We start from the raw sequence: 13,096 nt of genomic DNA, 5'->3' as shown, positions 1-13,096 counted from the left end.
CTGTGCCACGTGCTCTCTCCGCCGTTCTGGACTTCGATCCTATGGGGACCGCTGTCCGAGAACTTCGGGGCGCCTCAGTGAGGCCCAGGTTGCGGCACCGTCGCTGTTGCGGTAGAGCACCAGATTGCCGTCACCCTGGTAGACGAACGTGAAGGCCCCGTCCGGCGAACTGACCGACTGTCCCGCCCGGAGCGTTTCCCCGGGCTGCATGTCATCACCCTGAGCCGCCGGACCCCAAGGGATCGGAGCGCGGTGGTCTTCGGGTTGCAATGCCCATTGCGTCGCATCAGCCGGGAGCGCGCCGCCAAGACCTTGGCGTTCGTTGACCAAAACTTGCAATCGGCTCTTCAGCTCAGCGACAGTTGGGGCGAGTGAGAGGTCCGGCGCTTGTACTGATCGCCATTTTTCGGTGGGCGGTACCTGCCCGGTGAGAAGACATTCGAGGTGCCAGATCTCGCGTCGTAGCAGTGAGATCTGGTCAGAGAGCTGCCAGCGTTTGTCCGCGGCGCCGTATCCGTGCCAGGCGTCGGCAGCCCGCATGTAGCCGTAGGCCATGCTGATGCGGATCAGACCAGGGTCCACGGTGTACAGGTCGTGAAGGTTTTGAGTCGGCCGGATCACTGTCAGTTGGGCCTGTGCCAGATCCGGCAGCATGTCGTCGCGCGCGATCTCATCGAGCGCGACGTCCAGGAGGGACCGGGACGCGATGTCAGTGGCAGAAGCAGCGGCGTACGAGCCAGGCTCTACACCTTCCCTGGACGATGCGATCGCGTAGATGCGGTCTGCTCCCAGCTGCACAGCCGCCTGAACTGGGATGATCTCCCTTACGCCACCGTCGACGTACATCTCGTCACCGAGCCTGACCGCCTTGAAGATGCCGGGCAGTGTCGCGGAAGCCAACACCCCTTCGCGGAGGCTCACAGTTAGAGGAAGAGGATTGGTCGGCTGGCTGCTTAGACACTCAGCCAGATCCCGCCTCTTCCCGTTCAGCTCGTTGAGGAGTCGACGCAGCTCCTTCACGATGAAGGGCTTGGCGCCGACGGAGTCGGACAGGTCAGCGTGAAGGGTTCGGATCTCCTGCTCCAGGGATGAGATTTGGGAAGCCAACGCGGAGCATTCCGGTCGCATTGCGGGAGGCAGGGGTACGGCATGAGTTTGAGATCGGTCGAGAATGCGCCCTGATTCGGACACGAACCGCAGCTCGCCTGCCTCCAGGCTCACCGTCGCCAATCGCAGCCGACCTCCGGCGTCAACCCACTCGTTGATCTTGGTCGTGTCGAGCTGGGTCCTGAGCTTGTCCGCGATGGGAGTCAGCTCGTACAGCGAACGTGCTGCAATCAGCTCCTGCAACGCCGTCAGAACCTTGGCCCCGTCTCCCATGAGAAAGGCGAGCTTCGAGAATAGTTCAAGTGCGGGAGTCAGGTCGCCTGCCCCTGGGAACGTCGTTGGGGGAGTGATTCCCGGTTCCAGCTTGTAACCGGTGATGTACGCCCTCAGCTCAGGGTCAATGCGGCTTAGCCAGGCTGCTTCGACGTACATGTCCGTATCGGTACGCAGGCTGAGCCAGATCGACTCAAGCCCTTTCAGGCCGCGAGTGGGGTCGTCTGAAGGGTCGCCTTCAGCCAACTTCGCCGCATTGATCGCTCCCACGGACGTGCCAACCAGTACGTCAGGCATGACTCCCTGGTCATAGAGAAAGCGCAAGGCGCCAACCTCAAAGTCCCCACGTGCGCCACCACCGCCCAGAACAATTGCAGTCGTCATGCCGAACCTCCCGGCGAGAAGTGAGGCGGCTACAGAAAGTGACTCTCAGGCTACGGTGAGGGGAACCCGGAATGTGAGACTTCTCTGATAATCGATGCACTCCTTGGCGTAAGTTCCGTACGCCCTCGCCCTCGCAGATGGCAGGCAGGCGGTGGCGCGGGCTCCCCAGACGTAGAGCAGACAACTCCATCCCGCTGAATGGGGTGTCTGCGCACTGCAAATGCCCGGGTGGGGTGTTCGTCGTCTCGCCGCTCGGTTCGCGCTCGGCATCAAGCGGCCTGGCCGAGGCTGGTGGCGGTCAGATCCTGGTCGCGGAGCGGGGTGAAGTCGACGTCGAGTGTCGGGTCGTATGCGTCGGGCTGGATGCCGAGTTCGTGGGTGCTGTACTCGCCGAACCGGTTGATGTGCTCGGTCAGGTAGGGCGAGATGTGGGCCAGGTCCTCGGGGTCGATCTTCCATCCCTCCTCCAGGAGTTGGCGGACGATTTCGGCGATGTCCAGGGCGTTGTGGAAGATCACCGCGTTCGTGAGCAAGGCGTTGAGCTTCATCGCCTTCTCCTGCTCGACCGGGTCGTTGTCCGCGATGACCCCGCGGTTGCCGAACCCGATCCACTGAGAGAACCGGTTGAACGACTCCACCTTGTTCGTCGCCGCCGTCACCCGCCGCCGCAGCGGCGCATCGGAGAGGTAGCGCAGCAGTTGCACGGTGCGCATCACGCGGCCGACCTCACGGAAGGCGGCGTAAGTGGCGTTCTTCCGCGACCCCGACCGCAGGCGCTTGAGCAGCGTGGAGGAGGAAATCGCCCCCTCCCGTACGGAGACGGCCACGCGCATCAGGTGGCGGAACTGGGACTCGATCAGGTCGAAGTCGATGACGTGCTTGCTCGGCTCGCCGAACAGGGCGTCGATGTGCACGTACTCCGTCTGCTTCGACGGCCGGTAGAAGGTCAGTTCCTTCCAATTCCGAATCCTGGGCATCAGGTCGAAGCCCAGCAGGTGGGCGAGCGCAAAGACAGGGAAGGACTGGCCCTGCGTATCCGCGTGCACGGTGGTCGGCTTCACCTCGCTGGTGTTCTTCAGCAGGCCCTCGATGATGTAGACGGCCTCCCACACGCCGCACGGGATGAAGTGCGTGAACAGCGCGATGTACGTGTCCGAGATGTGGTGGTAGGCGATGCCGCCCGGCTTGCCGTACCGGACGCTCGTCTCGGAGAGCAGGTTGTCGAGATAGGTGTCCATGTGGGTGCCGTCCGCCGCGACGGCGGTCCCGTCGCCCCACGCCTGCGAGATGTCGAGCCGGGCATGCGCGTTGACCAGGTCGGAGATCGCCTCGTTCAGCAGCACGATCGAGAAGTGCCGGTTGGCGACGTACGACAGCTCGTGCCCGCTCACGCCGGGGATGTGGCGGGCGGCCTCATACGGGCCCATGTTGGTGCCCTTGACGAACGTGACAATCACGTAGCGGCCCAAGGGGTCGGTGAGCTTGGGTTCGTTGCCGGAAGGCGGGCCGAAACGGCGCCACCACTCCACCCAGTACGCGGTCCGGGCCACGATCCCCATCAGGGAACGCTCCGGCATCCTCGCCTTGATCTCCTGCTCCAGCCGCTTCGCCGAGGGCCGCTGACCGTCAGCCCGGTGCGCCTTCAGCGACGGGATGCCTGTCTCCGGATCGATGACCAGGCCCTCGTTGTCCGGGTACCCGGCGTCCGCCGCCGCGGCGGCGTTCCGCAGCTTGTCCTCCAGCTGCCGGCGGAAGAACTTCGCGTCGAACTCCGCGGTCTCGCCCTCCTCGCACAGGCCGACCTCCACCAGATAGGACCCCAGCGTCTCCTGGACAGCCTCCCAGGCCAGCAGCTGCTCGGACCAGTCGGCGTACTCCTCCGAGCCGACCACGGCCACATCGCCGGTACGCAACTCCTCCGCGAGAGCGGTGAAGACCATCGCCTCGAAGTGCTTGCGGACGAACTGCCCGGTCCGGGTCTTGTCGACCACGGCCTTGCGCCAGTTCTGGGTGGCAAAGGAGATGTCGACCTCCTTGCCCTTCTTGTCGAAGGCGGTGATGTACTCGCCGCGGGCACTCTGGTGCCGCTGGGCGTGCGCGAGCGCGTCCACCACCCGCCGATCCTCGGACGTCGCGGTGAACTCCAGCTTGTCGGCCAGGTCGAACATCACCGCCCGGTCCCGGCCGATCTGCCCGTACAGCAGCACCTCCCAGAAGTTGCCGTGATGGGCAGAGACCTTCTCGATCTGCTCGTACTGCTTGGCGAACCCGCCGAAGCCCTCCATCGCCTGCGTGACCGCGCCAAGCCCGCCGGCCTGCACCACTTGGGCCTTCACCAGGGCGAGCACGGCCGGGGAGACCCTGCCCTCCAGCCGCCGCGCGACCTCGTCGGCCGATGCCTCCTCGTCCAGGCCCTGAAGGGCCTGGCGGGCCTCGGCGGTCATGGCTGCGGCCTTCTCCAGCGCCTCGTGGGCTGGTCCGCCCGAGTCGATGTGCTTGAGCACGGTGCGGTAGTTCCCGATCAGGGCCTCGACGATCTCCCGCTCGGCGAGCCGGATCTCCTCCAGCTCCGCCTTGGCCTTCTTGATCTTCGTGGCCACCCGCTTGCAGAACATCGTCGCGAGGTCGTCCCGCACCCGCATCCGCGCCTTGTGCGTCAGGGCTGCCACCAGCGCGATCCGCTTGACGGGGACGAAGTCCCGCAGCTCCGAGGCATCCGCCGCGTCCGCCTCCCCGGCAAAGTCGGTGATCTTCCCCGAGGCGACACCATCCATCCACACACCGGTGTCGCCGAGGTCGTCCACCCACTCCAGACGCTTGGTCAGGTTCTTGAAGTGCGACCAGGTCGGGCAAGGCGCGGGTTTCTTCAGCCGGTTGAACAGTGTTGTGCCGTCGCTGTCGCGCTCTTCCAGCAGCCGCAGCAGCCCGGCCCGCTGGGCTGGACTCATACGGTCGTGGATGCCCGCGCGGATCGAGGCGTTCACCTCGGTGCGGATCTTCGAGGCCATCTTGTCGAAGGTGGAGAACCTGGGCAGCTCCAGCCCGGCCTCCACGACCTTCTCCAGCGCGATGTTGATGAGGTCCGCCGGGCGGTTCTTCGCCGCGGCCTCCTTGCGGATCGACTGCTTGGCGATCCCCCGGGCCTTGACCTGGTCGTACTTCACGCCGACCCGCTTGCGGACCAGGCCCCGGTGATGCTTGGCCGTCCTCTCCGCCCGGTACACCGGCAGCGTGCCCTCCGGCAGCTCCACCTGCCGCCGCACGAAGTCCACCACCATCTCCGGAACGTCCTCCAGCACCGGGAAACACCCCATGCGCTGGTACGACTTCAACATCAGCAGCAGCGCCAGCTGATGCTCATCACCATCGGTACCACCGGCCGCCCACTCCAGCTCGTCCCGAGTCGGCGAGAAGAACAGATGCAGCTCATGCGCGGTGATCAGTCGCTTGAACCGCGGATACGCGGTCCGCTCGATCGAAGTCACAACCCACCCCGGGCCCCGGAAGACAACAACATCACCACCAACGACACTGAGCCGAACGGGTGACGGGCGGGGCCTCTCAGAGCTTCAAGATCATCCGGTTGCCCCTTTGACGCGTATCTCGGTCACACCCCTATCAGGCTGACCAGCCGGCGGTGTCCGGCCTTGCGGATCTGGGCCGGGGAACCGAACTGGTCCAGCAGCTTGAGCACGGCCGGGTGTTGCACTCTGGGGCCCAGGACCCGTTCCAGCGACGGGTGGATCTGGGTGAGCAGTCCGCGCAGGCGGTTGCTGATGCGGGTGGCTTCGCCTGCCAGGTCGTCGTCGAAGCCGACGATCATCTCCAGCTCGGCGATGGTCTCGTCTTCGAGGTCGACCGAGCGGAGGGTGTGCGGCATGACGCGGGCCGCATCCGCGATGATGAAGGCGTCACGGGCGTCGGTCTTGGCCTCGCCGGGATAGAGATCGGCGATGCGCCGCATTGTCAGCCCCGGCAGATAGGCGACGGGGCAGCCCATGTCGCGGGCGACCGCCAGTGGCAGGGCGCCGATGGAGGCGGGCTGGTCGACCACGACGAGCACGGTTCCGTGCTTGGCCTGCAGTTTCCCGAACACCTCGCGGAGTTTGGGTTCACTGTTGGGCAGCCGTTTGTCGAATGCCTTCTTCCCGGCCGGGGTGACGGCGGTGGCGTGGTGTTCGCCCTTGCCGACGTCCAGGCCAAGGAAGGCGCCGATGTCGCTGACGTCGATCACGTGCGTCCTCTGGTCGTCCCGCCCGGCCATCCCACGGCACCGATCGCCACATCCACATTACGAAGAGCCTCCCGACCTGCGGACAAGCCGGTGGTCATGCCCCTAATCAGCGGTCTGTCGATGCCTCCGGAGCCGGTGACACCACCCCCCCCGGGCCATGCGTTCGACAGGGGGAGAAAGTCATGCCAACTCCGGAGGCCGGGCGCCCCATTGCGGGGCCACCAAGAAGGTAATGGGGGAGTTCGGGCTGCTCGGGGGCGAGTGGCTGTGCCGAAGTTACTGTCGGCGCGTCCGGCTTCGGACGTGGTGGAGGAGGGGAAGATCCGCAGGCTCGTCGGGGCCCTACTGCCTGTTTCCGACGTACTCCGGTTGCCCTCCATGAGTATCCTGCCGATTCAAAGGCGACGAACCCACCGCACTTTCGAGCCTGCATGCCGAAGACGCCGTGGGTTCCCAGTGAAAGCGCCTCAGTCACGCTGAACTCACGGCCGACGTGCCGGTAAGAACGCTGTCACCAGCCGCAAACGGCGGGGGTCCCGTCCGGCGACGTGCGGCGGGGTCGCGTTCGGCTGGCCGCTGGAAAGCGCGTACTGGGACCGGGATGCGCAACTGAGCGCCGAGGAACGTGCGGCACTGGTACACGCCGACCCGCGGCTGTTGTACTCCTCCCGGCTGCCCCGGCCACGGCCGGGCCGATCGTGAACCGGCTCATGCCGTACGTCTCGGCCGGCGCCTGATGCGGCAGCTGGAAGCGCAGCACGACGAGTGTCGCGGCTACCCGATCACCGATGACCAGATCATGGTTCGGTCAGGCACCAGCCGTATGTACCCGCTCACGACCCCGATGCTTCCGCAGTGCGCCTTCCTGCGGCGCGTCAGCGGAGCGCAACCTCGCCCGCGTGGACGGCACGCATGGCGCGCTCGACAGTCTCCTGGTTTTCGCCGACCGGAGCCACGTAGTCGATGACGTCGCGCGCGGCGTCCTCCCCGAGCATTCGGGTCATCACCCACGTGGCGAGATACTGGGACGCCAGGCAACCGCCCGCCGTAGCGATGTTCCCCTCGGCGTGGAACGGCGCGTCCAGCACAGTGACGTCGCAGGCTTCGACAAAGGGCCGGCTCTTCATGTCCGTGCAAGCCGGCATGCCGTCCAGCAACCCGAGCCGGGCGAGCACCAGCGCGCCGGAACACTGCGCACCGATCAGCTGTCGCGAAGGGTCGAGCAGCAGCCTGGAGATCAGCCGGTCGTCGGCGACCACATCTCGCGTCTTCACCCCGCTACCGATGAGCACGACGTCGGCTTCGGTCATGAACTCCATCGGGCGCTGCCCGGTCACCTCGACGCCGTTCATCGACGTGACCACCGGCGTCGGCGTCGTGATGAAGGCTTCCAGGCCGTCCTTACGGCACCGGTTGATCATCGCGCAAGCGATGAAGCTGTCGAGCTCGTTGAACCCGTCGAAGGTGACTACGGCTACCTGCATCACAACTCCTTCAAGTCGGCATCAGATCTGCAGTCTTCATGGCGTGCCGCTCCGGGGCGAGAGCCAATCAGCGGCTGGTGGCATGCCTACCGGCTCTCTGCGTTTCGAGCTGTGCGCCTGAGTACCTTAAAAAGTCCGGGGAGCGACGGGACGATGTGTCACAGCTCGACGACGAGGGAGCCGACCGCCTGGCGTGAGGCGAGGCGGGTGTAGCACCCGCACCGGACGCGTCGGCCTCTTCCTGGAGGACTTCCTCCCGATCGACAAGTGACCCAGCCCCGCCGGGAGCGGGTCTACCCCCAGCGAACAGAACCGGCCGCAAGCAGGCAAGCAAGCACGTCACGGCCGGTTCCTGTCGCGTCAGCTCAGGGTCTCGAGCGATGCCACGTCGTACGGCGCCAGCTGGTCGAGGCGTCCTGGGAGGACCTTCTCGGCCCACTTCGGGTCCTGGAGCAGCGCCCGGCCGACGGCGACCAGGTCGAACTCGTCGCGCTCAGGGCGGTCGAGGAGGTTGTCGACGCCCTTGACCGGAGCGCCCTTGCCCGCGCCCTGGAGGAAGTCGCCGTCGAGGCCGACCGAGCCGCGGGGCTTGCCCGGTGCGGGGAAACCCGTCACACTGGTACCGAACGAATGGTCGGTAGGGAAGCTGGTATCGATGACCACGACGCATTCCGCCGCGACCGAGGAGCAGCTTCAGGAGCACTTCGACGCGACGATCTCCAGGGACCAGCGGATCGAGCCGCGGGACTGGATGCCGGACGGCTACCGCAAGACGCTCATCCGGCAGATCGCCCAGCACGCGCACTCGGAGATCATCGGCATGCAGCCGGAGGGCGAGTGGATCACCCGCGCGCCGTCGCTGCGGCGCAAGGCCATCCTGTTCGCGAAGGTCCAGGACGAGGCCGGGCACGGGCTGTACCTGTACGCGGCGGCCGAGACCCTGGGTGCCGACCGGGCGGACCTGACGGAGCGGCTGATCGAGGGCCGTCAGAAGTACTCGTCGATTTTCAACTACCCCACCCTGAGCTTCGCGGACGTCGGCGTGATCGGCTGGTTCGTCGACGGGGCGGCGATCTGCAACCAAGTGCCGCTGTGCCGCAGTTCGTACGGGCCGTACGCGCGTGCCATGGTGCGCGTGTGCAAGGAGGAGTCCTTCCACCAGCGGCAGGGATACGAGCTGCTGCTGACGATGATGCGCGGCACCGACGCCCAGCGTGCGATGGTCCAGGACGCGGTGGACCGGTGGTGGTGGCCGTCGCTGATGATGTTCGGCCCGCCCGACGACAACTCGCCCAACTCGGCCCGGTCCATGGCCTGGAAGATCAAGCGGCATTCGAACGACGAACTGCGGCAGCGGTTCGTCGACATGACCGTCCCGCAGGCCCAGAAGCTGGGCGTCGCCCTGCCTGACCCGGAGCTGCGGTGGAACGAGGAGCACGGGCGCCATGACTTCGGTACCCCGGACTGGGACGAGTTGATGCGCGTCATCAAGGGCGACGGTCCGTGCAACACCCAGCGGATCGCACGGCGCAGGTCCGCCCACGAGGAGGGCACCTGGGTGCGTGAGGCGGCCACCGCCCACGCGGCCAAGCAGAGCGAGCGAGCTCGGAAGGAGACGGCCGCATGAGTGGGAGCGCAAGGGACGCCTGGCCGCTGTACGAGGTGTTCGTCCGGGGCAAGCGCGGCCTGAACCACGTGCACGTGGGCTCGCTGCACGCCGCCGACGACGCGATGGCGCTCACCCACGCCCGCGACCTGTACACGCGGCGCAACGAAGGCGTCAGCATCTGGGTGGTGCGTTCGGAGCACATCGCCGCGTCCACGCGCGACGAGAAGGACCCGTTCTTCGCACCGAGTGCCGACAAGGTTTACCGCCACCCGACCTTCTACGACATCCCCGACGACGTCCCGCACATCTGAGGAGCAGGGCATGAGCGACGACCACGTCTATCTGTCCCTGGCCGAGGGGCACGACGACGGCAGTGACGCCCGCTGGGCGTTCGGCACCGGCTTCGAGGACCCGCTGCACGGCGTGGACACCGCCGTCCCCGAGGGGATCGACGCCGGTGACCTGGCCGCGACCTGCGTCGCCCTCGCCGACGACGCCCTGATCTCCGCCCAGCGACTGGCCGAGTGGTGCACCCGAGCCCCCGAGCTGGAGGAGGAGGTGGCGCTCGCCAACATCGGCCTCGACCTGCTCGGCCAGGCCCGCCTGTTGTACGCGCGAGCCGGGCAGGCCGACGGCACGGCACGTGGTGAGGACGCGTACGCCTACTTCCGCGACGCCGACGACTTCCGCAACGTACGCCTGGCCGAACTCCCGGGCGGCGACTTCGCGTTCTCGATCGTGCGGCTCCTGGTGCTGTCCAGCTGGCGGCTGGCGCACTTCGAGCGGCTGACGGCCTCCCCGGACCCCGTCCTGGCCGCGATCGCCGCGAAGGGCGTCAAGGAGCTGACGTACCACCGGCAGTACGCGGCCGAATGGGCGGTGCGGCTGGGTGACGGCACCGCCGAGTCGCACCGCCGGATGCGCACGGCACTGGGCCAAGTCGCCCCGTACATAGGGGAGTTGTTCACGGCATCCGACGTACGGGACGAGGTCGTCGCCGTGCTGAGCCAGGTCACCGAGGCCGCCGGGCTGCCCCTGCCCGGGTGGCGGCCGCTGCCCGGCGCCGGCCGCGACGGCGACCACACCGAGCATCTCGCCCCGCTGCTGGCCGAGTTGCAGAGCGTGGCCCGCGCCCATCCGGAGGCTGCGTGGTGACCATGCCGACCGCACTCACGGACGCACGGCGGGCCCGGCGCATCGCCGAGCAGGTGCCGGACCCCGAGCTGCCCATGCTGACCCTGGCCGACCTCGGAGTCCTGCGCGAGATCGAGGTGACCGAGGACGGCACGGTGGTCGCGAGTCTGACGCCGACCTACTCGGGCTGCCCGGCCATGGCCGAGATGCGCGCCGACGTGGCCGCGCGGCTGCGCGGCGCCGGATACGCGCGCGTGGAGATCCGTACCGTCCTCGACCCGCCCTGGACCAGCGACTGGATCACCCCGGCCGGCCGCGCCAAGCTGGCCGCACACGGCATCGCGCCGCCCGGGGCAGCACCCCGCCGGGCAGCGGGTCCGGTGCCGCTCGTGCTGTCCACCACCCGGCGTACCGCCGTGACCTGCCCCCGCTGCGGTTCGGTGGACACGGAGGAGACCTCCCGCTTCGCCGCCACGTCCTGCAAGGCGCTGTGGCGCTGCCTCGCCTGCCGCGAGCCGTTCGAGTACGTCAAGGAGATCTGATGGAAGACCTGTCGGTCCCGGCCGCCCCCGCCCCGGCGGTACGTCCGCGTGTCCGCCGGCGTCCGGTCTTCCGTTACCTGCGGGTCGCGGCCGTGCAGCCGCTGTGCGAGGACGCGGCCGCGGTCGCATTCGACATCCCCGAGGCGCTGGCCGAGGAGTTCGCCTTCGCGCCCGGTCAGTCGCTCACCCTGCGGCGCGAGATCGACGGCCGTGACGAGCGCCGCTCGTACTCCATCTGCTCTCCCGCCGGTTCGGCGCCGCGCATCGGTGTGCGGGTCGTGCCCGGCGGCCTGTTCTCCTCCTGGCTGGTGCATGACGTGCGCCCCGGCGAGACCGTGGAGGTGATGGCCCCCACCGGCGCCTTCACCCCCGACCTCACCACCCCCGGCCATCATGTGCTGATCGCGGCGGGCTCCGGCATCACGCCCATGCTGTCCATCGCCGAATCCGTACTCGCCGCGGACTCCCGTTCGACCGTCACCCTCTTCTACGGCAACCGGCGCACCGACACGGTGATGTTCGCCGACGAACTGGCGGACCTGAAGGACCTGTATCCGGCCCGCTTCCAGCTCGCCCACGTGCTGTCCCGCGAGCCCCGCGAGGCCGAGGTGCTGTCCGGCCGCCTCGACGTCGGCCGGCTGTCGGCGCTCATCGACGGGCTCGTCGATGTGAAGGTCACCGACCATTGGTGGCTGTGCGGCCCGCACGGCATGGTCCGCGACGCCCGGCGGGTCCTGGCGGGGCTCGGCGTCCCCGACGACCGCATCCACCAGGAGCTGTTCTACGCCGACGACGAGCCCGTACGGGAGCTGCACCACGAGGACGTCGCGACCGAGGGGCCGGTCAGCCAGGTCACCATCACCCTCGACGGCCGCACCACGACCTCCGCCCTGTCGCAGCGGCGGACGATCCTCGACGGCGCCCAGAAGAACCGTCCCGACCTGCCCTTCGCCTGCAAGGGAGGCGTCTGCGGCACCTGCCGCGCCCTGGTCACCGACGGCGAGGCCGACATGCGCCGCAACTTCGCCCTCGAACCCGCCGAGGTCGACGCGGGCTACGTCCTCACCTGCCAGTCGTTCCCGGTCTCGGAGACGCTGAGCGTCGACTACGACAGCTGATCGGCCCGGGCGGAGGACGGGATTTCCGGGGCCGAGGCGACGGGACGGCCGCACGGCGGGAAGGCGCGGAACCGGCGGCGTCGCCCGCGGTGTGCGTCCAGGGGGCGCCGGGAGCGGCACCGAAGGGCGACAGCGACGGCGGTGCCGGGGTCGGGGTCGGGGTCGGCGAGGGTGTAGGCCGGTGCGGCGTTTCCCAGGGTGTGGACCTGGGCCCGGGCGCGCACGAGCCAGGGGTTGCGCCGGCGGATGCCCACCAGGTTCGGGTGGAGCTGTTGGACGGGCCGCCCGTCGGGGCCGAGACCCGACGGAACCGCGGGAAAGGCGGGGCGGACGGCATCGTCCCCGACGCGCAACTCGAAGTCCTCACGGGTGTGTGTTTGGCCCGCCGCAGACCGCCCGGACGCCGGATTCGGCCGAGAAGCGCGCGTACAGGTACTCCAGCGGAGCGTGCGCCAGCTCCGTCTCCGTACTCCCGACGCCGGCGTCGGACTGAGGCCGGTGCTCCAGCCCACTGACGAACTCCTCGCGGTCCTCCGCGGGCACGCCGAGCAGGTCGGTGATGACGCGCAGGGTGAAGGGGGCCGCGAACCCGCTGATGAACTCGCCCTCGCCGCCGGTGAGGAACGCGTCCAGTTGGCGATCGGCGAGCTGCCACATCAACGCCTCGTTCTCCTTGAGGCGTCTCGGTGTGATCAGCCGCATGAGCAGCGCGCGGTGATCCGTGTGCACGGGCGGATCGAGTGTCGGAAGCTGGTCGCTCATCGGGAGCTTGTCCCGGTGCAGCTCGATCAACTCCGAGACGTCGTCGCCCTCCAGTGGGACCGGGAACCCGGGGAAGGGGCCGGTCACCGAGATGCACGACGAGAAGGTCTCGGTGTCGTTGAACACCTGGACCGCCTCGTCGTACCCCGTCACCATCATCACGGCGTGATGGGTTTCGCGCTGTACGGGGCACTTCCCGCGAAGGGCCTCGAAGTACGGGTACGGATCCGCGACGAGCCCGTCGTCCCGGAAGAAGTCCATCGCCTCGAAGTCGTTCACCGTGTGCAACGCTCCCTTCGACACTGCAACGCACGCGTCCCGCCGGTCTGTGACCGCGGGTTCGTTGAGAATTTCATTCTCTGCATTGAGTATCAGATTTCCACGGTGGGGCCGCACAGTCGACGCCGACGGCGGAGCCAGGTGAATCCTGCATCGTGTGCACGAGTTCT

Annotated in this window: 10 protein-coding genes and 2 pseudogenes; 5 read left to right on the top strand and 7 right to left on the bottom strand. The window is 67.8% G+C overall.

Going from position 1 to position 13,096, the window contains the following annotated elements:
- Positions 1-39: 39 nt before the first annotated feature.
- The 5 genes and pseudogenes from ACX28W_RS05000 to ACX28W_RS04980 all read right to left on the bottom strand — a co-directional run.
- Positions 40-1,764, bottom strand: coding sequence for a patatin-like phospholipase family protein (locus ACX28W_RS05000; RefSeq protein ID WP_458997520.1), 1,725 nt, complete (start codon positions 1,762-1,764; stop codon positions 40-42).
- A gap of 269 nt (positions 1,765-2,033) precedes the next feature.
- Positions 2,034-5,249: a Tn3 family transposase gene (locus ACX28W_RS04995; protein ID WP_458997519.1), complete on the bottom strand. Its 3,216-nt coding sequence runs from the start codon at positions 5,247-5,249 to the stop codon at positions 2,034-2,036.
- 134 nt (positions 5,250-5,383) lie between these two features.
- Positions 5,384-6,028 (bottom strand): annotated as a pseudogene (locus ACX28W_RS04990) (IS110 family transposase); the annotation flags it as partial.
- 845 nt (positions 6,029-6,873) lie between these two features.
- Positions 6,874-7,482, bottom strand: coding sequence for a DJ-1/PfpI family protein (locus ACX28W_RS04985; RefSeq protein ID WP_458997535.1), 609 nt, complete (start codon positions 7,480-7,482; stop codon positions 6,874-6,876).
- Positions 7,483-7,842: 360 nt separating this feature from the next.
- Positions 7,843-8,064 (bottom strand): annotated as a pseudogene (locus ACX28W_RS04980) (12-oxophytodienoate reductase); the annotation flags it as partial.
- Between the two features lie 73 nt (positions 8,065-8,137).
- Here ACX28W_RS04980 and paaA point away from each other — a divergent pair.
- The 5 genes from paaA to paaE are packed head-to-tail and all read left to right on the top strand — an operon-like array spanning position 8,138 to position 11,885.
- Positions 8,138-9,109: a 1,2-phenylacetyl-CoA epoxidase subunit PaaA gene (paaA, locus tag ACX28W_RS04975; RefSeq protein ID WP_458997518.1), complete on the top strand. Its 972-nt coding sequence runs from the start codon at positions 8,138-8,140 to the stop codon at positions 9,107-9,109.
- Positions 9,106-9,402 carry a 1,2-phenylacetyl-CoA epoxidase subunit PaaB gene (paaB, locus tag ACX28W_RS04970; RefSeq protein ID WP_458997517.1) on the top strand — a complete coding sequence of 99 codons (297 nt, stop codon included), beginning with the start codon at positions 9,106-9,108 and terminating at the stop codon, positions 9,400-9,402. The genes paaA and paaB overlap by 4 nt, the downstream gene beginning before the upstream one ends.
- 10 nt (positions 9,403-9,412) lie before the next feature.
- Complete coding sequence (paaC, locus tag ACX28W_RS04965) at positions 9,413-10,246, top strand: 1,2-phenylacetyl-CoA epoxidase subunit PaaC (RefSeq protein ID WP_458997516.1); 834 nt, start codon at positions 9,413-9,415, stop codon at positions 10,244-10,246.
- A 2-nt stretch (positions 10,247-10,248) separates the two neighbouring features.
- A complete protein-coding gene (paaD, locus tag ACX28W_RS04960) occupies positions 10,249-10,767 on the top strand; it encodes a 1,2-phenylacetyl-CoA epoxidase subunit PaaD (RefSeq protein WP_458997515.1) in 519 nt (172 codons plus the stop codon).
- Complete coding sequence (paaE, locus tag ACX28W_RS04955; protein WP_458997514.1) at positions 10,767-11,885, top strand: 1,2-phenylacetyl-CoA epoxidase subunit PaaE; 1,119 nt, start codon at positions 10,767-10,769, stop codon at positions 11,883-11,885. Before paaD ends, paaE begins: the two co-directional genes overlap by 1 nt.
- On the opposite strand, the gene ACX28W_RS04950 is transcribed toward paaE, so the two are convergent.
- Both ACX28W_RS04950 and ACX28W_RS04945 read right to left on the bottom strand, forming a co-directional pair.
- The gene (locus tag ACX28W_RS04950; RefSeq protein ID WP_458997513.1) at positions 11,873-12,238 is read right to left on the bottom strand and encodes a hypothetical protein; all 366 of its coding nucleotides are present in this window, start codon (positions 12,236-12,238) and stop codon (positions 11,873-11,875) included. The two genes, paaE and ACX28W_RS04950, sit on opposite strands and share 13 nt — an antisense overlap.
- A gap of 10 nt (positions 12,239-12,248) precedes the next feature.
- On the bottom strand, positions 12,249-12,926 hold the full coding sequence (locus ACX28W_RS04945) for a cytochrome P450 (protein WP_458997512.1): 678 nt from the start codon (positions 12,924-12,926) through the stop codon (positions 12,249-12,251).
- Between the last annotated feature and the right edge of the window lie 170 nt (positions 12,927-13,096).

The organism is Streptomyces sp. SD15 (assembly GCF_054462255.1).
This window is presented reverse-complemented; position numbering and strand designations above follow the sequence as displayed.